Origin of the sequence: Pseudomonas sp. SMSB3 (genome assembly GCF_052041965.1) — a bacterium.
GTDB lineage: Bacteria > Pseudomonadota > Gammaproteobacteria > Pseudomonadales > Pseudomonadaceae > Aquipseudomonas.
On the sequence record NZ_JBKGGV010000004.1, the window covers coordinates 69,987 to 88,884 of the forward strand.

Consider the following 18,898-nt stretch of genomic DNA (forward strand, 5'->3'; position numbering starts at 1 on the left):
AGTGAAGGCGGTGTTGATGTGTTGCAGGTTTTACGTATTTGCCTTGCGATAGGGGCCGCAGTGCGGCCCGTTCCTGGCTGGAATCAACGGTGGCGATGACGGCGGTGCTTTTTGCCGCCATTGTTGTCGCCATAATGGTTGCCCAGCGCACCCCCGGCAGCACCGCCCAGGCCCGCGCCCACAGTGGAGCCGGTCTTGCCGCCGACCGCGCCGCCGAGCAACGAACCGCCCGCTGAACCCAGGCCGCCGCCCAAAGCGGCTTCGGTACGGTTGCCCTTGCGTGCAGCGACTGCGCTGCCGGCTGCGCCACCGACGCCGGCGCCAATCGCCGCACCTGTGCGGCCGCCCATTTGCTGGCCGACGACATTGCCCAGCACGCCGCCCAGGCCGCCGCCAATGGCGGCAGTGCCGTCACCGGCCAAAGCGCCCTGGCTGAGCAGCAGGCCTAGGGCAAGGGAAGGAAGAGTCAGACGCATGATGAGAACCTCGGGTGAAACATCAGGAGAAGCGCCGGGCCGTGGCGCGGCAGGTCAATTCAGGACAACGGCATCAACGCGAGTAACGGTCACCGCGCCATTGGCGATGGTCATCGTCGTCGCGGTCGTGGCGGTGATGGTGACGGTGGCCGCGATCATCATCGCGCCAACCCCCGTCGTCACGATGGTGATGGTGGGAGCAGCCTGAGAGCAACACAAAAGCGGCCATCAGCGAAAAACTTGCAAGGCGAACGGTCACGATACAGGTCCTTGATCTACAAAGGTTTACCGGGCACTTGCTGAGACTGGAATCGATCCATTTGGTTTCCTTTGCAGACGAAAAAAAGCCGCAACGCGATGGGCGGCTGCGGCTTTGTCTGCTTGAGTGTTGGCTAAGGCCAATCAGTGCGAAGGGTGGATGTCCAGCACGACGCCATTAGTGGTCTGGACCAGCACGTACTGCGAGCCCATCTTCACCCACTGGCTTTCTTTCTCAGGTGCCGACAGCCCTTTGGCTTTCCAGTCGGTAACGGCACTTTCCTTGCGTTTGTATTGATCCGGCGCCTTGTCACCCTTTTTCAACTCGCGGTTGTGGGTCTCAGGCCCGGACACGGTCTCTTCGGTGGATTGCGCCGCCATGGTCACCATGGGCAGGGCGGCGAACAGCAGGGCAGGCAACAGATGTTTGGCTTTCATGACGATTTCCTTGGTTGGCATCTGTTAATGCGACAGCAAGCAGCTTGGGACAATTCCTTTGCGGTGCTAGAGTCGCTTTCTTTTTTTCCGAGGAACGAACATGCGAGCGATTGTGCCGGTGGTTGCAGCGCTGATGTTGGCCGGTTGCGCCAGCGCCACCATGGAGGCGGCCCGCGCCGGCAAGCCGACGGCGCAGCTCGATTCGCGCAAGGCGCCGCAATTGGTGGCCCAGTGCATCCAGTTCAGCTGGCAGCGGGACGAGGTGTTTGGCGACGACGCTGGGGCGTACCTGCAGGCGCGCGAACAGGGCGGCGTTACCGTGTATACCCGCGAGGCTGAGACGTTCGTCGATGTGTACGAGCAGGCCGGTGGTACCCGTGTCGATTATTACGCCCAGCACAACGACAGCATGGCCTTGCAGCGCCGTGCTGCAGCAGCGACCTGCTTGTAACCCCTCATTGCAGGCGAGGGCGCGGCCCGTGCAGCGCCCTCGCCATGCCACGCGTCAGGAGAGGAAACCGCCATCGACGTTGAGCGCTGTGCCGGTGGTATAGCTTGAGGCGTCGCTGGCCAGGTACAACACGGCACCGGCCATCTCCTTGGGATCGGCCACCCGCTTGAGCGGGATCTGTTGCAGCGCGGCATTGAGGATGGCGTCGTTCTTGACCAGGGCTGAGGCGAACTTGGTGTCGGTCAAGCCTGGCAGCAGGGCGTTGCAGCGGATGCCAAACTGCGCACATTCCTTGGCGAATACCTTGGTCATGTTGATCACTGCTGCCTTGGTCACCGAATAGATGCCCTGGAACAGACCAGGGGTGACACCGTTGATCGAGGCGACGTTGATGATGCTGCCTGCGCCGTTTTCGCGCATCAGCTTGCCGGCTTCCACAGACATGAAGAAGTAGCCGCGAATGTTCACGTCGACGGTCTTCTGGAAAGCCCCGGGGTCGGTGTCCAGCACGTTGCAGAACTGAGGGTTGGTGGCGGCATTGTTGACCAGGATGTCCAGGCGGCCGAACTGCTCGCGGATACCGGCAAACACCTGCTGGATCTGCTCCAGTTCACCGATGTGGCAGGCCACCGGGGTGGCCTTGCCGCCGGCTGCGACGATCGCCTCGGCGACGTGTTGGCAGCTCTCGAGCTTGCGGCTGGAGACGATCACATGAGCGCCCTGTTGGGCCAGCAGGTGCGCGATGGCCTCGCCGATGCCACGGCTGGCGCCGGAGACGAAGGCGATCTTGCCCTCGAGGTCGAACAGTTGGGTCTTGGACATGCGGGTTTCCTTTTGGTCTGGCATCAAAGCGTGGACGTGTCGATGACCTGCAGGCTCATCTGCTCGAGCAACCGGTTCATCTGGATGAACTGGGCGAAGCGCTTGTCCTGGGTTTGGCCGTGGTAGTAGCGGTAGTAGATCTGTTGCACGATGCCGGCCAGGCGGAACAGGCCATAGCAGTAGTAGTAATCGAAGTTGTCGATGTTGATGCCGGCACGCTCGGCGTAGTAATCGGCGAACTGGCGGCGGCTGAGCATGCCTGGCGCATTGCTCGGCTGGCGGCGCATCAGTTGCACGGGCGCTGGATCAGCGGCTTCGATCCAGTAGGCGAGGCTATTGCCCAGGTCCATCAGTGGATCCCCAAGGGTAGCCATCTCCCAGTCCAGCACGCCGATGATGCGCATGGGGTTATCGGCATCGAGAATCACGTTGTCGAAGCGATAGTCGTTGTGCACGATGGCCGGGCGCGGATGGTCGGCCGGCATCTTCCGGTTGAGCCAGGCAATGACCTGTTGCCAAAGCGGGGCATCCGGCGTCAGGGCCTTCTGGTAGCGGCTGGTCCAGCCTTCGATCTGGCGCTGCACGTAGCCTTCAGGCTTGCCCAGGTCCGCGAGGCCGCAGGCGTTATAGTCCACCTGATGCAGCTCGACCAATCGGTCGATGAAGCTTTTGCACAACGCTTCGGTGCGCTGCGCATCCAGCCCCAGCTCTGCAGGGATGTCCGAGCGCAGAATCACACCGTTGACCCGCTCCATGACATAGAACTCGCCCCCGATCAGCGACGTGTCGGTGCAGTGCACATAAGCCTTGGGGCAATAGGGGAAGCCGTTGTTGAGCTGATTGAGTATGCGAAATTCCCGGCCCATGTCGTGGGCCGACTTGGCCTTGTGGCCAAAGGGCGGGCGGCGCAGGACGAAGTCTTGCTCAGGGTAGCTCACCAGGTAGGTCAGATTCGACGCCCCGCCCGGAAACTGGGTGATCGACGGACTGCCGGTAAGGCCCGGGATCCGGCTTTTGAGGTAAGGGTCGATGACGGCCGCGTCGAGTTCTTCGCCGGGGCGTACCTGGGTGGACTGGTCGGTGAGCGTCATGCGTTTTCCTTATTATCTCTTGCAAGGACTATTGGTTAATCTAATGGGCTGCAGCCGGTGGGACAAGCGTGCCAAGTACCCCATAGACCTTGGTGTTGCAGGCCGATCACTGGCCCGAATGGCGCGCAAAAAAAAACCGAAGCCGCTCAGGCTTCGGTTCGCACTCGGGGGCTGGGCCTGCCTCAGGCCGGGAACAACTCGCTGAGCTTCATCGACAGCATCATGTCGCCTTCCACGCGCAGCTTGCCGCTCATGAACGCCTGCATGCCGTCGGTTTCACCGCTGACGATACCCTTGAGGGTTTCGCTGTCCATGACCAGGGTGCAGTTGGCATCGGGGTTTTCGCCCTCTTGCAGGTCGCAGGTGCCATCTTTGACGATCAGCGCATAGTGCTTGTCTTCGTCGGTGATGTTGAAGCCGAACACCAGGTCCAGGCCTTCAGCAGCGGACGGGTTGAACTTCTCTTGCATCTTTTTCACGGCATCGGCTACGGAGGTCATGGTGCATTCCTTATTGAGTGATGGTGATATCCCCGCAGGGACAAAACAGGCCGGGCTCAGCGAAAGGTGATGAGCTCCGGCGCCTTCAACAGCTGCACATGGGCTTGGCAGTTGAAGGAAGCCAGGGCCACGTCGCGGCCGCGAAACTTGAGCTGGCTGAACGACGTGTTGATGATCTGCCAGTTCAGCGCAAATGCCTGTGCTGGCGTGATTCGGGTAACCAGGTGGAGCAGGGCGGCAATGGTGCCGCCGGAGGTGAACACGGCGATATTTCCGCCACTGCTGGCGGCGTCGAGCAGCCGCTGGAGGCCGGTTTGGACACGGGCGGTGAACGCTTGCCAGGTTTCCAGGCCGTCATCGGCATGATCGCCGGCGTGCCAGCGCTGCACCATCACGGCGAACAACCGTTGAAATTCGCTACGATTGTGCGCGCCATTGCGCAGGATTTCCCGCGCATTGGGTTCCTCGGCCAGCAGCCCCGGCAGCAGCGCGCGAATGACGCCGTCGGCGTCGAACTCATTGAACGCTGCATCGGTCTCAATGGCCGGCACCGCCACCCCTGCCGCGTGCATGGCTTGCAGCGCATGCTGCGCGGTGTCTTGCTGGCGGCGCAGATCACCGGCGACGCAGCGGTCCAGGCGCAGGTCAAGCTGGGCCAGGTGTGCACCCAATGCTTGGCTCTGGCGAACGCCGATGGGCGAGAGGACATCGTAGTTCTCGGCACCGAAGGACGCTTGGCCATGGCGAATGAGGTAGAGGTTGCCCACAGAGGTATCCGGCATTGGGTGTTGCTGCGAGGTTAGGATGCGCCACCCAGGCTGTCAACGAAAAAACATACAAGCGTTTGAAAAGGTTGTTTGAACTGTGTTGCCAGCGTTTACCTGCGCTGGCGAGGGCAGGGGCGCAACGGTATGCTTGCTTCAGTTTCGCGCCAGGTTGGCGCAGGTTCATAAGGAGTCAACGTGGAGTTTCTTGCCGAGTACGCAAGCTTTCTCGCCAAAACCGCCACCCTGGTCATCGCCATTCTCGTGGTGTTGTCAGCCCTCGCCGGGTTGCGCGGCAAGGGCCGGCGCAAGGCCGGTGGGCAATTGCAGGTCACCCGTCTCAATGAGTTCTATAAAGAGCTGCGCGAGCGCCTGGAGAGCGGCTTGCTCGACAAAGCGCAGCTCAAGGCCCTGCGCAAGCAACAGGCCAAAGGTGAAAAGAAGCAGAAAAAAGGCAAGGCTCAGGAGCCTGGCCGGGTGTTCGTGCTCGACTTCGACGGCGACATCAAGGCCTCCGCGACCGAGAGCCTGCGCAACGAAATCACCGCATTGCTGACCTTGGCGACCCCGCGTGATGAGGTGGTACTGCGCCTGGAGAGCGGCGGTGGGCTGGTGCACAGTTATGGCCTGGCAGCCTCGCAGTTGGCCCGTGTCCGACAAGCTGGCATTCCGCTGACGGTGTGCATCGACAAGGTCGCCGCCAGCGGCGGTTACATGATGGCGTGCATCGGCGAGAAGATCATCAGCGCACCGTTCGCCGTGATCGGCTCGATCGGGGTGGTCGCGCAATTGCCCAATATCAATCGTCTTCTGAAGAAGCACGACATCGATGTCGAAGTCCTGACTGCCGGAGAGTACAAGCGGACACTGACCGTGCTGGGCGAAAACACCGAGAAGGGCCGTGAAAAGTTTCAGCAGGACCTGGACATCACGCACCAGCTGTTCAAGGACTTCGTCGCCCGCTATCGTCCGCAGCTGCACATCGATGAAGTGGCCACCGGCGAGGTCTGGCTGGGCGTCGCCGCACTCAATCGCCAGCTCGTCGACGAACTGCAGACCAGCGACGAATACCTCAGCGGCCGTGCCCGTACTGCCAACGTGTTCCACCTGCATTACGCCGAGCGCAAGAGCTTGCAGGAGCGCATCGGCATGGCGGCGAGCGGCAGCGTCGAGAACGCGGTGGTGGGGCTGTGGAGTAAACTCAACCGTCTGCGCTAACACCTTGAACCCGCTGAAATTTTTTTCTGTTCAGGGGGTTGCAAGGTGATTCGAATGCAGACATAATGGCGCCCATCGAAACGCAGCAAGCTTTGAAAAAGCAGCGGTGTTTCAAGGAGATAGCGAAGCGTAAGCCGTTACCTCCGAACTTTGAGGCCGAGTAGCAAAGTGGTTATGCTCCGGATTGCAAATCCGTCTACGCCGGTTCGATTCCGACCTCGGCCTCCACCATTCGAAAGCCCCGCAGATTAACGTCTGCGGGGTTTTTCTTTGTGGGCTGAAAATTTAGCCAGCTTAACGAAGTAATGAACCCGCATTGGCAAGGCAGAGTCTCTCGAAAAACAGAGAGGACTTATGCCATGACTGTGACACTCAGGACATTACAAGGGGATGAGATCCCCGAAGCGTTGCGGCGTGAAGGGTTGTCTGTGCTGTTTGAAGTCGAAGACGAAGAGGGTGGCCTGCACTATAGAGAAGATGACGCCCAGGCGGCCAGGCTGGTGGTGGAGCTTTCTGGCGAATCGTAATCCGTGCTGCGCTGCTTGAAGACGGCGCCGGTGGATCTCCGGCGCTGCGTTCAGGTCGGTCGATCAACCAAGGTCCTGGCTTACCCGGCCCACGGCATCGACCACTTGTTGGGCGCCTGCTCGAATGCCGCTAATGGCATCGCCTGCCTGGGACGCCAAGCTCAACCCTTGCCCGGCGCTGGTGCGGCTATTCTCGATCTCGGTCACCGCTTGAGAGGCGAGCATCTGATTGCGCGCCACGACGGCGACAATTTCATCGGTAGCGGTGCTGGTCCGCGCCGCCAGTTGCCGTACCTCATCGGCCACTACGGCAAAGCCTCTTCCTTGTTCGCCGGCCCGGGCCGCCTCGATGGCAGCGTTCAGTGCGAGCAGATTGGTTTGCGAAGCAATGCCGCCAATGGTCTGCACAATCGAGCTGATCAGCACCGACTGCTTGTCTAGCGCCTGGATGGTGGAGGCTGCCGATTGCATCTGCTCGCTGACCGCCTGCATGGTCTGTACGGCCTGGCCTACCACTGAAACGCCATTGCTGGCGCTGAGGTCGGTGTGCCGAGAAACTTCCAGCGCCATCTGCGCGGCGCTTCTGACTTCTTGCTCGCGTCTGACCTGATCGGTCACCACGGCCGCAAACTTGACCACCCGTACCAGACGTCCCTCAGCATCGTTGACCGGGTTGTAGCTGGCCTCGAGCCACACTTCATCGCCGCGGCTGTCCAGACGACGGAAGCGGCCACTGACATAGCGACCAGTGTTGAGGGTCTTCCAGAACTCTTCGTAAGCCGGGCTTGCACTGAAATCGGTATCGCAGAACATGCGGTGGCTTTTACCCACCACCTGATCTTCGCGGTAGCCCATGGCATCGAGAAACTGCTGGTTGACGCCGAGCACCGTGCCTTTCAAATCAAATTGAATGACCGCGGTGGAGCGCAACAGCGCATCGAGCAATGCCTGGTTTTCCCGTGCGGCGGCAATGTGTTGAGTGGCGTCCTGGCCATACCCTATGACTTCCAGCAACTTTCCTTGAGCGTCGCACAGCGGATGCCAGGTTAAACGCAGCCATGCCAACGGCTTGCCGTTACGTAAATAGCGATACTCATCGCTGACGGGGCGCCCGGCAGGTATTTCCCTCATGAAGTTGCGGTAGCACGGCAACTTTGAAACATACTCCGGTACCAATTGCGACAAGGCTTTGCCTTGCACTTGGGCGGCGCTCAAGCCTAAAGCTGCGGCGAACGCATCGTTGCACTCGGTGACCACATAGTGGGCATTGAGCTTTACATGAAGTCCAGCCTGGGCGATTTGATCGAGGCGTTGCTCCGCGCACGCGAGTTCGCGTTCAAGCTCGGCGATGCGAGCCTTGAGGGACGTGTTGAACATGTTGGGGGTTACCTCGATGAAGGCGCAGCATGGAATGTTGAGCGGGACGACATTGATGTCATTTCGCTAGCACTAGACATCTTCCCCTTGCCAACGTTCCTGATCGGCCCCATCGAAAGCACCCCGCGCGGTGCCACTCGCGGGGTGCTCTTCAGTGCGTGCGGGGCTCAGCCATGGCTGAGCGACAATTCGCTGATGATGCACACCGAGCCATCCTCGGCCGGTGTCGCATCGGTGTAGTCGACCTGATTGTAGACGCCGCCGTGAAACTCGAACAGATGGCTGTCCCACGTATCATCCAGCTGCAGGCCAGTGGAGGACTTGGACACTCCATTGCACCTGGCAGTCACCTTCACCATGCCCGCAGCGGTCACGTGGATGATCACCTCGAACGCGGACCCCAGCGGCACATCTTGCAACAGCGTGCTATTGATGGGGTTGGCCTGGTTATAAGTCTGGCGGAAACCCAGGGTGATCTTGCCTTTGTTCCAAAACACCTTCACCGGAGGGTTGTCATCACCCCGGACATGCATCTGGCTGATAACGACCTTTTGTGCTGAATTCACTTTGCTCAATGTCATGGTTTGCCGATTCCAGTGATCGGCAGCGCTCGCCAATGTCCAGTTACGGCTTTCCGACCACTCGCAGCGAGTGCGGTGCGTGCTTTTGCTCGATGCGCCTTTGGTAGGGGCCGAGAACTGCACCGCGCCGTCGCTTAGCACCTTCACCACGCTGGGGAACTGGACGATGGCTTCGGCGCCGTTGAGCTCTAGCGCAACCGGGTTCACGGACGAGACTGGGACGGGGGTAGTGATCGTTAGATTACTGATGTTTACGGTCATAGAAACTCCTGACGATAAAATCATTGGCCTGGCACGATTGCCTTCCAACCGTGATGCATTCCTCTGCATCCGTCTGGGCACTGCGGCAAATGGCCAGGCGGATGCGTCGAAGCACACTGCGCACAAAGTGCGCCAAAACTGTATGGATGTACAGTAGTTCGCTCGGGGAAAAATTCAAGTAGTGGCAAATTAGTGACAAAGTGATATCACTTTGTATAGAGTCGCGCCCGGTCGATGCGCGACCCTGCCAATGACGGCGCTAATGGAGCTGTAAAATGAAATTTCGCAAGGTAATGGGAGCGGCAATGATGGCCGCAGTCGTCGGTATTAACGGCTGCGCGAGTATCGTGGGCGAGTCGCGCTATCCGGTGGCAGTATCCAGCGCTCCGTCCGGCGCAAGCTTTGAAATTACCGACAAGAACGGCACGATCGTGCACAGCGGCAATACGCCGAGCACGGTGACGCTGAAATCAGGGAAAGGTTATTTCACCGGCCAGACCTACATGCTGCGCTTCAAGAAAGAAGGCTACCCGGACAAGACCATCGAACTGGATTCGAGCCTGAGCGGTTGGTACTGGGGCAACATTCTGATCGGCGGGCTGGTTGGCATGCTTATCGTCGATCCATTGACCGGTGCCATGTACAAGCTGCCGGACGTTGCATCGGCAGACATGGGGCAGCCCTTGGCGCAAACGGGTGAGGGCACCTTGAATGTCGGATTGATCGATGACTTATCGATCGCGCAGCGTGAGCGTCTGGTGCCGGTCGAGTAACGGCTGCCCAGCCAGGCCCAGCGGCAAGCGCCACTGGGCTTGCAGAAAAAAGAAAACCCGCCAGCAAGTGGCGGGTTCAAAGAACGTATGGAGCGCTGCAAGAGTGCCCGGGCCAGTGTCAGCAAAACGTGAAAAGCATGTAGGTACGCTGTGAAGCGCGATAGCGGGGATTGTCTGCATTGACTCGCCAGGTCGATCGGCCTATACAAGCGTTGCCGATTTCCAGGAGCCACCATGCGCGACGACGATGACCTGCACGAACCTGAACACGATCACCTGCTCGATCACGAATTCCTCCATGACGGCATAGATCTCGAACCCGATGCCCAGGGTGCGCTTGACGATGTCGAGGACGAAGAGGCGTCGCTGGATGACTTCGACGACGAAGAAAGCGATCACCCAGCCTGGCATGACGATCCGAACGATTGATCAGCGCCGGTCCAGCGAGAACCGCCCTGGGCCGCTGACCGCCAGGGCGAGCAGGCCGCCACAGATGCTCAGGTTCTTCAGGAACTGCGTCATGTTGGCTGCCCGCTCTGGGTCCACCATATTCCAGTATTGGTGGCCAAGCAGCGCAGTGCCCAGCACGAACAAGGCAAATATCAGCGCCAAGGGGCGCGTGTAGAACCCCAGAACCAGCAAGATGCCGACGATGAATTCCATGAGCACGGCGATCGCTGCCGCGAGCATTGGCGCTGGCGCACCCAGTGAGGTCATGTAGCCAACCGTTGCCTCGAAACTTGTCAGCTTGGCCCAGCCTGACAGCACGAACAGCACCATCAATAACAAGCGGGCGAGTAATAGAAAGAGATCGCGTTGACCATCGAGCAACGAATAACGCATGGCGGCGTACCGGTGGACGAGAATAACTTCCACTGTAGCAGCTGTAGGTAGGATTGCAGGCCGTTCGCTGGGCAGCGATTACGCTGCTGTTGGCAGGTCGAGAAAGCGGTGGTGCCCCGGCCCGGACTCGAACCGGGACGCCGTTAAGCGGCGCATTTTAAGTGCGATGTGTCTACCAATTTCACCACCGGGGCACGATGGGAAGCCGCTGATTAGACCCTAAAAGCGTGAAGAAATCAACGATTTAGGCGTTCGGAAAAGGGCCGCGCGCAGCGCTACTATTCGACGTCGATTCTTGCTCTTGGTTCGAGGTGCACTGAGCGCGCCGCAGCAGGATGCGTCGTTGCAAATCACGTCTATTGAAATAGAACGGTGCTTGATGGCACTGCGCCGTTATTTGAAGGTCTTCAGCAACAAGGGTCTGTTGAATTTGGCTGATAGGATTGCAGGAGGCGCTTATGCATATCGGCTGTCTGGGGTGGGGATCGCTTATCTGGAAGCCAGGCGAATTAAGCATCGCCGGTGAGTGGCATGCCGATGGCCCTGTGGTGCCCATTGAATTTTCGCGGGTTGCCGACGGCAAGGAACTGGCGACCGCTATTTGTTTAAGTGCGCTACCCGTGCCGATGTTATGGGCCCGACTTGCAGCACAGTCGTTACAGCAGGCTTGTGCCGAGCTGCATGTTCGAGAGGCAATTGCCCAAGGGCGCCAGGACGGTATCGGCACGTTGCTGGTTCATGATGATGACGGTATCGATGAATTGAACCGTTGGGCGCTTGAGCGCGGCTTTGACGCTTTGATATGGACTGCACTGCCACCTCGTTACCTGAACGTCGAGAACCGTGTACCTACCGCCGCGCAGGCGATCAGCTATTTGAAAACCCTCACGGGAGGCGACCGGGCGCACGCAAAAAGTTACATACAACAGGTGCCCGAGCAAATTGCCACGCGCTATCGAACAGCGTTCTCCGAGCGGCTGGAGTGGTAGTGTTGGGGTGCAGATGTAAGTGTGACTAATTGCATCGAACCTTTATTCTGGCCGTTTGCTCTTATTTAAAGACATTCGTGGCGCGATGCTTTAGGATGATCAGCCTGTTTCCCTAAACTTTGAGGATTTATTATGTCCCGTCTGGCAGAATTTCGTCAGCTCGAACAGAAACTGGCCGCACAACTGGCCGAACTGGAAGCCATGAAGGGTTCTTCCGAGCTGCAGAAAGAGATCGAATTCGAAACCAAACTTCGTGATCTTCTGAGTACCTATGGCTACAGCCTGCGCGATATCATCAATATTCTCGACCCGCAGTCCAATCGCCGTGCCGCTGCACCGGCCAGCGCAGAAAAAGCGCCGCGTCGCGCTCGTCAAGTCAAACAATACAAGAACCCGCACAATGGCGAGATCATCGAGACCAAAGGCGGCAACCACAAACTGCTGAAAGAGTGGAAAGCCGAATACGGTGCCGATGAAGTCGAATCCTGGCTGAGCCGCTAATATCGCCCGCAGTGGTGGCACTCCGGTGCCGCCACGCTCGGTCGACTGCCGTGACCCGCAACCGGTCACAGACTCGCTATAGCTGTATGTTCTAACCCGCCCATCTATATTGCCTATGCTCATGCGCGAGTAAGGTCTGTGATGTGGGCACCGTACCTTGATGTCTCGTTGCCGCTGATACCCATTCCCTGGTTTCACTGAGCGCGACACGATGTCCGAAGCTTCCTCATCCGATTCGCAACGTCTTGCCGCTCGTTCTCATCTCCTCTGGCGCCTGCTGTTTGCCAAGGTGCTGCTGCTGGGTGCTTTTCTTTATCTGTGCCTGCTTGGGCTTGCTGGTTACCTGCTGTTGCTGGCTTTTGATGCGGCTCATCCGCCTTCGCAGCGCGTCACCGCGTTGGTCGGTGGCCTCTTGATTCTGGCTGTAGGGGGTTGGCTGCTGAGGGTCGCGCTGCCACGACGCGTTGGCCCGGTGCTGGTTGAAGCCGAGGACAGATAATCTGTTGCAGCGCTACGTGTCGAAGCGCGGTACTCTCGGCTAAGCTATTCAGGCCCCTCCCGCTGTGCCTGTGGAGTTTGCATGGTTTCAGCCGACTGCATCGTTCAACCTGTCATGCCTGCCAGCCGCTACGAGCAGCTGGTGCAATCGGTAGTGGACTACGCCATCTATATGCTCGACCCTCGTGGCCATGTGGTGTCCTGGAACGCGGGCGCGCAGCGCATAAAGGGCTACCGGGCCGAAGACATCATCGGCAAGCATTTCTCGTTGTTCTTCACCCCTCAGGACGCCGCCGATGGGCGTCCGGCGCGGCTGCTCAAACAAGCGCTGGAGGAGGGCGTAGCCCAGGACGAGGGCTGGCGCGTGCGCCAGGATGGTACGCAGTTCTGGGCCCTGGCAGCGCTGGATGTGATCCGGGACGAGCATGGCCAGATTATCGGTTTGGCCAAGGTCACCCGCGACATTACCGACCGGCGCGAGTCGGCGCAGCAGCTCGATGCGGTGCGCGCCCAGTTGTTCCAGGCGCAGAAGCTCGAAGCGCTGGGTCAACTGACTGGCGGGTTGGCGCATGACTTCAATAATCTGCTCACCATCATCATCAACTCGGCGCGCCTGGCGCAGGCCAACCCTGATCCGGCACGGGTGGCGCGCATGATCGAGCACATTCTCGAAGCCGGGCAGCGTGGCACGGAGCTCACTCAGCAGCTGTTGAGCTTCGCCCGCCACCGGCAACTGCAAGTCGCGCTGATCGACCCTGCTCAGCTGCTGGCGTCCACGCACAGCCTGATGGAGCATGCGCTGCCCAGGGAGATCGAGCTCGAACAGCACCTGCAGCCGGGCTTGCCGTTGATCGAGGTCGACGCCGGGCAGCTGCAGATGGTTCTACTCAACCTGCTGTTCAATGCCCGTGACGCCATCGGTGAGCGTGGCAACATCCGTCTGCATGTTGAAAGGGCAGAACTTGGCGGGGAAGTGGAGGATTTGTGCGGCAGCTTCGTGTGTTTTGAAGTGGCAGACAACGGCGCGGGCATCGACCCTGAGTGGCTACCGAGGATCTTCGAGCCGTTCTTCACCACCAAGCCCTTTGGCAAGGGTACCGGTCTGGGCTTGAGTCAGGCCTACGGCTTCGCCAAGCAAAGTCATGGCGCTATCACGGTCGACAGCAGCGTGGGCCAAGGCACTGTCATGCGCCTGTACTTGCCTGCCCACCTTGGTGCTGGTCAGCTGGGGTGCGATGGCCAAGCGCAACACGCCGCGCATCGATAACCGCATCCGTGCGGCTCGAAGCGTTAGAAGGCTCAGTGTTGATCGTCGTGCTTTTCCGGGGCAGGGCTACCTGCCTGGATACGCTTGAAGATTTCTTCACGGTGCACCTGAACATCTTTCGGTGCATCGATGCCAATCCTCACCTGCATCCCTTTGACGCCCAGAATGGTGACTTTGATGTCGTCGTTGATGACGATGCTTTCGCCAACCTTACGGGTGAGTATCAGCATGTAATTCTCCTTGGGGATATAGAAATCCATCGAGCCTCAGGGCGCGATGGTGGGAGCCTGTCCCGCTTCCTTCTCATTAAAGACGCTTTCGAAGAACAGTAATTCCCCAAAAGACAAAATCTGTTGCGTGTCTTTAGTTGCAGGCGTCGGTTCAATCGCGGCGTAACGTATCGGCGAAGGTGCTCGATGCCAAGAATAGGGGGCTTCGCGATTTATGGGAAATTTCTCTGCATGATCGCTTGGATAGCCTGGCTCAATCATGTTCAACCGCTTCCAACGCCTGCAAAAACAGCAACAGCGCGACCTCTTCGGCGTCCAGCCCTTTGCGTACCCGCCCGCCGGGCAGCTCGGCCAGTCGCCCAAGGGCGTAATGTTCGAGCACCGCCGGGTGAATGTAGCAGCGCCGGCACACTGCCGGCGTGTTGCCCAGGCGCGCGGCAACCTGTTTGACGATGGCCGACACCTGGCGCTTGGCTTCGGTTTCCGGTTCCCAGGCCAGCGGCTTGAGCAGGCTCAGCGCCAGGCTGCTGCCGGCCCAGGTACGGTAGTCTTTGGCGGTGAAATCGGCGCCAGTGAGCTGTTGCAGGAACTGGTTGATATCGCTGGAGCCGATGCTGTGGCGCTGGCCGTCTTCGTCCAGGTACTGAAACAGCGCCTGCCCCGGCAGTTCCATGCAGCGCTTGAGCAGGTTGGCCAGGCGCCGGTCACGCAAGGTGACATTGTGCTCGACCCCACGCTTGCCGCGAAATTGAAAGCGGATGGTGCTGCCTTTCACTTCCACGTGACGGTTGCGCAGGGTGGTCAGGCCGTAGGATTTGTTGTCGCGCATGTAGCGCTGATTGCCGATGCGGATCAGCGTGTGGTCGAGCAAGCTGACCACCAGGGCCATGACTTTTTCGCGCTCAAGCCCTGGGCGCGCCAGGTGCAGCTCCAACTGCGCGCGCAGCTTGGGCAGGGCCTTGGCGAAGGCGAGCATGCGCCCGTATTTATGCTGATCGCGCGATTCGCGCCATTGCGCATGGTAGCGGTACTGCTTGCGACCGCGGGCGTCGCGGCCAGTGGCTTGCAAGTGGCCCTGCGGGTCGGCGCAGATCCATACATCGGTGTACGCCGGAGGAATCACCAACGCCGCGATACGCGCCAGGGTGTCTTTGTCCTTGACCCGTTGGCCCTCGGCATCGAGGTAGATGAAACGGTCACGCCAGCGGCGCCGGGTCAGCCCCGGTTGGCTGTCGTCAACATAGTGCAGGCTCGCAGGAAGGGGGCAGTCGAGCATCGTCAGGGGGCCTCGATCAGGTCACTGAGCAATGGACAACGAATGATGCGAAGATGCTCAGCCCAGCAACGCCACCGACTTGATCTGCGCAATCAAGGCTTGGCCTGGGTGCACATCCAGCTGATCGGCAGAATAACGGGTAATGCGCGCCAGCAGCGCCGTGCCGTTGGCGTCCAGGCTCACCAGGACATGCGCCGGGTTCTCGGCCGCTTGGATCTGCAGCACACGCACCGCCAAGCGATTGAGGATGCTCGAGGTGCTGTCAGCGTCGAGCGTCAGGCTGACATCGCGCGCCTGGACCTTGACCCGCAGCGTGCTGCCCGGACGGTGCGCTGGGTGGGCGATGCGCAGCAGAGGGGCCGCGCTGCCGGGCAGGCGCAAGTCGAGCAGATCATAGCGCGGGTCATGGCCCACCACCTGGCCCTCGATCACCACCCCGGCATCCTCGCCCTGGGCCAGCGACAGATCAAGCCGCGCCAGGGTTTCGCCGATCGGGCCGCTGGCAGTGGCACGGCCTTGCTCGAGCAGCACCAGGTGATCGGCGAGCCTGGCCACCTCATCCTGAGCATGGCTGACGTACACCACAGGTATGTCCAGCTCGTCATGCAGACGTTCCAGATAGGGCAGGATTTCGCGTTTGCGCGGCCCGTCCAGCGCTGCAAGGGGTTCGTCCATCAACAATAATCGCGGGCTGCTGAGCAGTGCGCGGGCGATCCCGACCCGCTGCGCCTCACCGCCGGACAGGGTAGCCGGGGTGCGCTCGAGCAAGTGGCCAATGCCCAGTAGCCGCGAGGCTTGCTCCACGCTCACCTTGCGCTCGGCAGGGGCAATGCGCCGCCAGCCAAATTCCAGATTGCCGCGCACCGACAGGTGGGCGAACAGGCTGGCCTCCTGGAACACATAGCCCAGTGGGCGCAAGTGCGGTGGCAGGAAAAAGCTGCGGCCGCTGTCTTGCCAGACTTCGCCATTGACTTCGATGTAGGCGCTGGCGGCACGCTCGAGCCCGGCCAGACACCGCAGGCAGGAGGTCTTGCCCGAGCCGGAATGGCCGAACAAGGCAGTGATGCCGCGCCCCGGCAGCTGCAGGTCGACGTCCAGGGTGAAGTCGTCGCGCGCCAAACGGATGCGCGCCGTGATCGATCCGTTCATGTCAGCTCCAGGCGGTCTTGCCGCGGCGTCCGGCATACAGCAGAAGTAGCACGAGGAACGAGAACACCAGCATCGCCCCCGCCAGCCAATGGGCTTGCGCGTAGGCCATGCCCTCGACGTGATCGAAGATCTGCACCGACACCACGCGGGTCTTGTCCGGAATGTTGCCGCCGATCATCAGCACCACTCCGAATTCCCCGACGGTGTGAGCGAAACCGAGAATGCTGGCAGTGACGAAGCCCGGCCGGGCGAGCGGCAGCACCACATGCACGAAGCTGTCCCATGGGCCGGCACGCAGAGTAGCCGCGACTTCCAACGGTCTGGGGCCAATGGCGCTGAAGGCGTTTTGCAGCGGCTGCACCACGAACGGCATGGAATAGACCGTCGAGCCGATCACCAGGCCTGTGAAGCTGAACACCACCGTACCCAGGCCCAAGGCTTGGGTGGCCTGGCCTAGCCAGCCATGCGGGCCGAGGGCGATCAGCAGGTAGAAACCGATCACCGTCGGCGGCAACACCAGCGGCAGCGCCACCACCGCGCCGACCGGGCCGCGCAGCCACGACCGCGTGCGTGCCAGCCACCAGGCGATGGGAGTGCCGATGATCAGCAGGATCAGCGTGGTCAGGCTGGCCAGTTTGATGGTCAGCCAGATAGCGCCGAAATCACTGGCGTCCAGCGGCATCAGATTTCATAGCCATAGGACTTGATCAGCGCAGCGGCCTTCGGCCCTTTCAGGTACTCGACCAAGGCTTTGGCAGCCGGATTGTCCTTGCCTTTTTCGAGGATCACCGCGTCCTGGCGGATCGGCTCATGCAGTGTCGATGGGACGATCCATGCCGAGCCGCTTGCGACTTTGCCGTCCTTGTAGATCTGCGACAGGGCGACGAAACCCACCTCGGCATTGCCGGTGGAAACGAACTGGTAAGCCTGGGTGATGTTCTGTCCTTCGACGATTTTGCCCCGCGTGGCCTCGGTCAGGTGCAGCTTGTCGAGCACCTGGGTTGCGGCCAGGCCGTACGGCGCGGTCTTCGGGTTGGCGATCGCCAGGTGCTGGTAGGCGTTGCGCTTGAGTACCTCGCCGTGGTCGTCAACGTAGCCCGGCTTGGCCGACCACAGCGCCAAGGTGCCGATTGCATAGGTGAAGCGCGACCCTGGAACGATGGCGTGCTCCTGTTCGAGTTTGGCCGGGGTGCTGTCGTCGGCGGCGAGGAACACTTCAAACGGGGCGCCGTTCTTGATCTGCGCATAGAACTGCCCGGTGGCGCCATAAGCGGCGATCAGCTTGTGGCCGGTGTCTTTCTCGAAATCCTGGGCAATGGCCTGGATCGGTGCCGTGAAGTTGGCAGCCACAGCGACTTGAACCTCGTCGGCCCAGGCGATGTTGAGGGTGAACAGGCTGGCCAGGGCCGTGACGGCCAATTGCGGCGAACGGATACGCATGAATGCAGCTCCTGAGGGCGTTATCGCTATAACCCAAACTATATAGCGATAGGCCAGTGAGCGGGAAGCGCGCTCATGGATTTTTTAACCACGGATCGTTGCCAGCGCTGTCTCGGCGATGTCACGCGTAAGCTGGTCGGCAGCTAGCCGCTTGCCCAAGCGCAAGGCTTGCCCGGCCCACAGGTTGCTGAAATCGCTGTTGCCTTGGGGATCGGTGATCGCCCGCAGCGGCATCAATGCGCCACCGGCCAGCGGGAAGTCAGGCGCCAGCGCGCTCATCGGTCCGAGCTCGCGCATGATGCGGTTGTTGATACCGCGCGCAGGACGACCGGTGAACAGGTTGGTCAACGCCGTATCGCTGGCTGCAGCGCAGGCCAGCGCCTGGCGGTGGGCAGGGGAGACCTTTACCTGCTCAGTGAACAGGTAGGCGGTGCCAATCTGCACCGCACTGGCACCGAGCGCCAAGGCGGCCAACAGACCCCGGTGATCGGCGATGCCACCGGCTGCGATCACCGGCAGACGCACCGCGTCGGCCACTTGTGGGACCAGGGCGAAGGTGCCGATCTGCGTGTTGATGTCGTCGCTCAGGAACATGCCGCGGTGCCCGCCCGCTTCATAGCCCATGGCGATGATCGCATCGCAGCCGTTGGCTTGCAGCCACTGCGCTTCCTCTACCGTGGTGGCACTGCTCAGCACCTTGGCCCCCGCGGCCTTGACCCGCTGCAGCAGCGAGGCCTGCGGTAATCCGAAGTGAAAGCTCACCACTTCAGGGCGCAGTTCTTCGATCAGCCGGCAGCTCTGTTCGTCGAACGGGGCGCGATTGGACACCGGGGTGGGGGCGGCAACGTCGGCGCCGACCTCGGCGTAATAGGGCTCGAGCGCCTGTTTCCAACGCTTCTCACGCTCAGGATCGGGTGTTGGCGTCTGGTGGCAAAAAAAATTCAGGTTCAGCGGCTTGCCCGGACAGACCGTGCGAAACGCCTCGATCTCGCTGCGCACCTGTTCGCTGGTAAGCATGGCGCAGGGCAGGGCGCCGAGCCCCCCGGCGCTGGCCACGGCAATCGCCAATGGCGAGCCGCTGGCCCCGGCCATGGGCGCTTGGAGGATGGGCAAGGCGATGCCCAGTAGATCGAGAATTCGTCGGTCGGGCCAGTCGCTCACGGGTTGC

The 18,898-nt window shown here is 60.6% G+C and carries 26 protein-coding genes, 2 tRNA genes and 1 pseudogene; 11 read left to right on the top strand and 18 right to left on the bottom strand.

The features are described 5' to 3' along the window. Positions 1–83: 83 nt before the first annotated feature. Positions 84–476, bottom strand: a complete 393-nt coding sequence (locus tag ACLEJW_RS08605) for a glycine zipper domain-containing protein (RefSeq protein ID WP_145182293.1) — start codon at positions 474–476, stop codon at positions 84–86. On the opposite strand from ACLEJW_RS08605, the gene ACLEJW_RS08610 reads away from it, so the two are divergent. Continuing rightward, complete coding sequence (locus ACLEJW_RS08610) at positions 475–684, top strand: hypothetical protein (protein ID WP_313456311.1); 210 nt, start codon at positions 475–477, stop codon at positions 682–684. The two genes, ACLEJW_RS08605 and ACLEJW_RS08610, sit on opposite strands and share 2 nt — an antisense overlap. A 194-nt stretch (positions 685–878) precedes the next feature. Here the strand turns inward: ACLEJW_RS08610 and ACLEJW_RS08615 are convergent, their stop codons facing one another. Further along, positions 879–1,172 carry an RcnB family protein gene (locus ACLEJW_RS08615; protein ID WP_145182299.1) on the bottom strand — a complete coding sequence of 98 codons (294 nt, stop codon included), beginning with the start codon at positions 1,170–1,172 and terminating at the stop codon, positions 879–881. A gap of 100 nt (positions 1,173–1,272) precedes the next feature. Between ACLEJW_RS08615 and ACLEJW_RS08620 the strand changes: the two genes are divergently transcribed. After that, the gene (locus tag ACLEJW_RS08620; RefSeq protein WP_313300270.1) at positions 1,273–1,623 is read left to right on the top strand and encodes a hypothetical protein; all 351 of its coding nucleotides are present in this window, start codon (positions 1,273–1,275) and stop codon (positions 1,621–1,623) included. Positions 1,624–1,677: 54 nt separating this feature from the next. Here the strand turns inward: ACLEJW_RS08620 and ACLEJW_RS08625 are convergent, their stop codons facing one another. The 4 genes from ACLEJW_RS08625 to ACLEJW_RS08640 form a co-directional block, all read right to left on the bottom strand. Continuing rightward, positions 1,678–2,445 (bottom strand): SDR family oxidoreductase, encoded by a 768-nt coding sequence (locus ACLEJW_RS08625; protein WP_313300268.1) that lies wholly within the window; start codon positions 2,443–2,445, stop codon positions 1,678–1,680. 23 nt (positions 2,446–2,468) lie between these two features. Then, positions 2,469–3,536, bottom strand: coding sequence for a phosphotransferase family protein (locus tag ACLEJW_RS08630; RefSeq protein WP_313456314.1), 1,068 nt, complete (start codon positions 3,534–3,536; stop codon positions 2,469–2,471). Between the two features lie 182 nt (positions 3,537–3,718). Next, positions 3,719–4,036: an SCP2 sterol-binding domain-containing protein gene (locus ACLEJW_RS08635; protein WP_145182332.1), complete on the bottom strand. Its 318-nt coding sequence runs from the start codon at positions 4,034–4,036 to the stop codon at positions 3,719–3,721. A 56-nt stretch (positions 4,037–4,092) separates the two neighbouring features. Continuing rightward, complete coding sequence (locus ACLEJW_RS08640; RefSeq protein ID WP_145183336.1) at positions 4,093–4,803, bottom strand: histidine phosphatase family protein; 711 nt, start codon at positions 4,801–4,803, stop codon at positions 4,093–4,095. Positions 4,804–4,998: 195 nt separating this feature from the next. Here ACLEJW_RS08640 and sohB point away from each other — a divergent pair, with 195 nt between their 5' ends. From sohB to ACLEJW_RS08655, 3 genes are all read left to right on the top strand, one after another. Further along, complete coding sequence (gene sohB / locus ACLEJW_RS08645; RefSeq protein ID WP_313456317.1) at positions 4,999–6,018, top strand: protease SohB; 1,020 nt, start codon at positions 4,999–5,001, stop codon at positions 6,016–6,018. 154 nt (positions 6,019–6,172) lie between these two features. After that, a tRNA-Cys gene (locus ACLEJW_RS08650) sits at positions 6,173–6,246 on the top strand. A gap of 131 nt (positions 6,247–6,377) precedes the next feature. Next, positions 6,378–6,545, top strand: a complete 168-nt coding sequence (locus ACLEJW_RS08655) for a hypothetical protein (RefSeq protein WP_178108278.1) — start codon at positions 6,378–6,380, stop codon at positions 6,543–6,545. 63 nt (positions 6,546–6,608) lie between these two features. On the opposite strand, the gene ACLEJW_RS08660 is transcribed toward ACLEJW_RS08655, so the two are convergent. The 3 genes and pseudogenes from ACLEJW_RS08660 to ACLEJW_RS08670 form a co-directional block, all read right to left on the bottom strand. After that, complete coding sequence (locus ACLEJW_RS08660; RefSeq protein ID WP_256674928.1) at positions 6,609–7,115, bottom strand: methyl-accepting chemotaxis protein; 507 nt, start codon at positions 7,113–7,115, stop codon at positions 6,609–6,611. Positions 7,116–7,145: 30 nt separating this feature from the next. Continuing rightward, positions 7,146–7,922, bottom strand: a pseudogene (locus tag ACLEJW_RS08665) (PAS domain-containing protein); the annotation flags it as partial. Positions 7,923–8,089: 167 nt separating this feature from the next. Beyond that, on the bottom strand, positions 8,090–8,764 hold the full coding sequence (locus tag ACLEJW_RS08670; RefSeq protein ID WP_440777363.1) for a polysaccharide lyase family 7 protein: 675 nt from the start codon (positions 8,762–8,764) through the stop codon (positions 8,090–8,092). A gap of 275 nt (positions 8,765–9,039) precedes the next feature. Between ACLEJW_RS08670 and ACLEJW_RS08675 the strand changes: the two genes are divergently transcribed. After that, entirely contained in the window at positions 9,040–9,537 is a 498-nt protein-coding gene (locus tag ACLEJW_RS08675) for a hypothetical protein (RefSeq protein ID WP_145182546.1), read from the top strand. Positions 9,538–9,771: 234 nt separating this feature from the next. Further along, positions 9,772–9,966, top strand: coding sequence for a hypothetical protein (locus tag ACLEJW_RS08680; RefSeq protein WP_145182549.1), 195 nt, complete (start codon positions 9,772–9,774; stop codon positions 9,964–9,966). Here ACLEJW_RS08680 and ACLEJW_RS08685 read toward each other — a convergent pair whose 3' ends face one another. Further along, the gene (locus ACLEJW_RS08685) at positions 9,967–10,380 is read right to left on the bottom strand and encodes a DoxX family protein (RefSeq protein WP_313300053.1); all 414 of its coding nucleotides are present in this window, start codon (positions 10,378–10,380) and stop codon (positions 9,967–9,969) included. A gap of 109 nt (positions 10,381–10,489) precedes the next feature. Further along, positions 10,490–10,574, bottom strand: a tRNA-Leu gene (locus tag ACLEJW_RS08690). 264 nt (positions 10,575–10,838) lie between these two features. Here ACLEJW_RS08690 and ACLEJW_RS08695 point away from each other — a divergent pair. From ACLEJW_RS08695 to ACLEJW_RS08710, 4 genes are all read left to right on the top strand, one after another. Then, entirely contained in the window at positions 10,839–11,369 is a 531-nt protein-coding gene (locus tag ACLEJW_RS08695; RefSeq protein ID WP_440777364.1) for a hypothetical protein, read from the top strand. A gap of 132 nt (positions 11,370–11,501) precedes the next feature. Next, positions 11,502–11,870, top strand: coding sequence for a histone-like nucleoid-structuring protein, MvaT/MvaU family (locus tag ACLEJW_RS08700; protein ID WP_145182557.1), 369 nt, complete (start codon positions 11,502–11,504; stop codon positions 11,868–11,870). A gap of 211 nt (positions 11,871–12,081) precedes the next feature. Further along, a complete protein-coding gene (locus ACLEJW_RS08705; protein WP_313456467.1) occupies positions 12,082–12,369 on the top strand; it encodes a hypothetical protein in 288 nt (95 codons plus the stop codon). An 81-nt stretch (positions 12,370–12,450) separates the two neighbouring features. Continuing rightward, complete coding sequence (locus ACLEJW_RS08710) at positions 12,451–13,635, top strand: two-component system sensor histidine kinase NtrB (protein WP_313456470.1); 1,185 nt, start codon at positions 12,451–12,453, stop codon at positions 13,633–13,635. A 32-nt stretch (positions 13,636–13,667) separates the two neighbouring features. Here ACLEJW_RS08710 and csrA read toward each other — a convergent pair whose 3' ends face one another. The 7 genes from csrA to ACLEJW_RS08745 form a co-directional block, all read right to left on the bottom strand. Next, positions 13,668–13,865: a carbon storage regulator CsrA gene (csrA, locus tag ACLEJW_RS08715; RefSeq protein ID WP_012315047.1), complete on the bottom strand. Its 198-nt coding sequence runs from the start codon at positions 13,863–13,865 to the stop codon at positions 13,668–13,670. A gap of 36 nt (positions 13,866–13,901) precedes the next feature. After that, positions 13,902–14,126 carry a hypothetical protein gene (locus ACLEJW_RS08720; RefSeq protein ID WP_145182566.1) on the bottom strand — a complete coding sequence of 75 codons (225 nt, stop codon included), beginning with the start codon at positions 14,124–14,126 and terminating at the stop codon, positions 13,902–13,904. Next, positions 14,119–15,141 carry a DNA topoisomerase IB gene (locus ACLEJW_RS08725; RefSeq protein ID WP_145182569.1) on the bottom strand — a complete coding sequence of 341 codons (1,023 nt, stop codon included), beginning with the start codon at positions 15,139–15,141 and terminating at the stop codon, positions 14,119–14,121. The genes ACLEJW_RS08720 and ACLEJW_RS08725 overlap by 8 nt, the downstream gene beginning before the upstream one ends. 57 nt (positions 15,142–15,198) lie before the next feature. Beyond that, positions 15,199–16,290 (bottom strand): molybdenum ABC transporter ATP-binding protein, encoded by a 1,092-nt coding sequence (modC, locus tag ACLEJW_RS08730; protein WP_313456474.1) that lies wholly within the window; start codon positions 16,288–16,290, stop codon positions 15,199–15,201. A gap of 1 nt (position 16,291) precedes the next feature. Then, on the bottom strand, positions 16,292–16,972 hold the full coding sequence (modB, locus tag ACLEJW_RS08735) for a molybdate ABC transporter permease subunit (protein ID WP_145182575.1): 681 nt from the start codon (positions 16,970–16,972) through the stop codon (positions 16,292–16,294). Beyond that, positions 16,972–17,730, bottom strand: coding sequence for a molybdate ABC transporter substrate-binding protein (modA, locus tag ACLEJW_RS08740; RefSeq protein ID WP_313300070.1), 759 nt, complete (start codon positions 17,728–17,730; stop codon positions 16,972–16,974). The genes modB and modA overlap by 1 nt, the downstream gene beginning before the upstream one ends. 84 nt (positions 17,731–17,814) lie before the next feature. Continuing rightward, on the bottom strand, positions 17,815–18,891 hold the full coding sequence (locus ACLEJW_RS08745; protein ID WP_440777365.1) for an NAD(P)H-dependent flavin oxidoreductase: 1,077 nt from the start codon (positions 18,889–18,891) through the stop codon (positions 17,815–17,817). Positions 18,892–18,898 lie beyond the last annotated feature (7 nt).

Bases quoted from the DNA above. Each gene is read 5' to 3' on its own strand.
- csrA (WP_012315047.1), bottom strand. From the start codon at position 13,865: ATGCTGATACTCACCCGTAAGGTTGGCGAAAGCATCGTCATCAACGAC.
- ACLEJW_RS08720 (WP_145182566.1), bottom strand. From the start codon at position 14,126: ATGATTGAGCCAGGCTATCCAAGCGATCATGCAGAGAAATTTCCCATA.
- ACLEJW_RS08695 (WP_440777364.1), top strand. From the start codon at position 10,839: ATGCATATCGGCTGTCTGGGGTGGGGATCGCTTATCTGGAAGCCAGGC.
- modA (WP_313300070.1), bottom strand. From the start codon at position 17,730: ATGCGTATCCGTTCGCCGCAATTGGCCGTCACGGCCCTGGCCAGCCTG.
- ACLEJW_RS08660 (WP_256674928.1), bottom strand. From the start codon at position 7,115: ATGGCGCTGGAAGTTTCTCGGCACACCGACCTCAGCGCCAGCAATGGC.
- modB (WP_145182575.1), bottom strand. From the start codon at position 16,972: ATGCCGCTGGACGCCAGTGATTTCGGCGCTATCTGGCTGACCATCAAA.
- ACLEJW_RS08685 (WP_313300053.1), bottom strand. From the start codon at position 10,380: ATGCGTTATTCGTTGCTCGATGGTCAACGCGATCTCTTTCTATTACTC.
- ACLEJW_RS08725 (WP_145182569.1), bottom strand. From the start codon at position 15,141: ATGCTCGACTGCCCCCTTCCTGCGAGCCTGCACTATGTTGACGACAGC.
- ACLEJW_RS08615 (WP_145182299.1), bottom strand. From the start codon at position 1,172: ATGAAAGCCAAACATCTGTTGCCTGCCCTGCTGTTCGCCGCCCTGCCC.
- ACLEJW_RS08630 (WP_313456314.1), bottom strand. From the start codon at position 3,536: ATGACGCTCACCGACCAGTCCACCCAGGTACGCCCCGGCGAAGAACTC.
- ACLEJW_RS08670 (WP_440777363.1), bottom strand. From the start codon at position 8,764: ATGACCGTAAACATCAGTAATCTAACGATCACTACCCCCGTCCCAGTC.
- ACLEJW_RS08655 (WP_178108278.1), top strand. From the start codon at position 6,378: ATGACTGTGACACTCAGGACATTACAAGGGGATGAGATCCCCGAAGCG.
- ACLEJW_RS08680 (WP_145182549.1), top strand. From the start codon at position 9,772: ATGCGCGACGACGATGACCTGCACGAACCTGAACACGATCACCTGCTC.
- modC (WP_313456474.1), bottom strand. From the start codon at position 16,290: ATGAACGGATCGATCACGGCGCGCATCCGTTTGGCGCGCGACGACTTC.
- ACLEJW_RS08610 (WP_313456311.1), top strand. From the start codon at position 475: ATGATGAGAACCTCGGGTGAAACATCAGGAGAAGCGCCGGGCCGTGGC.
- ACLEJW_RS08700 (WP_145182557.1), top strand. From the start codon at position 11,502: ATGTCCCGTCTGGCAGAATTTCGTCAGCTCGAACAGAAACTGGCCGCA.
- ACLEJW_RS08710 (WP_313456470.1), top strand. From the start codon at position 12,451: ATGGTTTCAGCCGACTGCATCGTTCAACCTGTCATGCCTGCCAGCCGC.
- ACLEJW_RS08605 (WP_145182293.1), bottom strand. From the start codon at position 476: ATGCGTCTGACTCTTCCTTCCCTTGCCCTAGGCCTGCTGCTCAGCCAG.
- ACLEJW_RS08625 (WP_313300268.1), bottom strand. From the start codon at position 2,445: ATGTCCAAGACCCAACTGTTCGACCTCGAGGGCAAGATCGCCTTCGTC.
- ACLEJW_RS08705 (WP_313456467.1), top strand. From the start codon at position 12,082: ATGTCCGAAGCTTCCTCATCCGATTCGCAACGTCTTGCCGCTCGTTCT.
- ACLEJW_RS08675 (WP_145182546.1), top strand. From the start codon at position 9,040: ATGAAATTTCGCAAGGTAATGGGAGCGGCAATGATGGCCGCAGTCGTC.
- ACLEJW_RS08635 (WP_145182332.1), bottom strand. From the start codon at position 4,036: ATGACCTCCGTAGCCGATGCCGTGAAAAAGATGCAAGAGAAGTTCAAC.
- ACLEJW_RS08620 (WP_313300270.1), top strand. From the start codon at position 1,273: ATGCGAGCGATTGTGCCGGTGGTTGCAGCGCTGATGTTGGCCGGTTGC.